1 protein-coding gene is annotated in these 462 nt (G+C 42.0%); it reads right to left on the bottom strand.

Annotation, left to right across the window (positions count from 1 at the left end; translation table 11 throughout):
• The coding region (locus tag CXF85_RS00105) for a hypothetical protein (RefSeq protein WP_157828991.1) at positions 1-462 on the bottom strand (462 nt) is incomplete at both ends.

Genomic DNA, 462 nt, shown 5'->3' with positions numbered 1-462 from the left:
GTTGCATTGATTGCCCAAGTGTTCGTGATATTACTTGCGGTTAATGCATTACTGCCTGTACCGGTAACCATTTCAATGCTTGAAATATCAGTACCGATAACCACTGATTGATTCGCGGTGTTAAGCGTTAAGGTATCATCGCTTCCACCACCACTGATTAAGCCGGTGATGTTATCCATCAAGCTCAAGGTGAAGTTATCGACTAATGCACCACCCGTTATGTTATTAAAATTAACAAAGTTAACTTCATCAACCGTGCCGTCATTAATCACACCTTGGTTGGTTGCATTGATTGCCCAAGTGTTCGTGATATTACTTCCAGTTAATTCGTTACTGCCTGTACCGGTAACCGTTTCAATGCTTGAAATGTCGGTGCCAATAACAACCGATTGATTAGCCGTGTTAAGCGTTAAGGTATCATCACTTCCACCACCACTGATTAACCCGGTGATGTTATCCATT

Origin of the sequence: Colwellia sp. 75C3, from assembly GCF_002836255.1 — a bacterium.
Taxonomy (GTDB): domain Bacteria; phylum Pseudomonadota; class Gammaproteobacteria; order Enterobacterales; family Alteromonadaceae; genus Colwellia.
The sequence above is the reverse complement of the archived record's forward strand: the minus strand, read 5'-3'. Positions and strand labels throughout refer to the sequence as shown.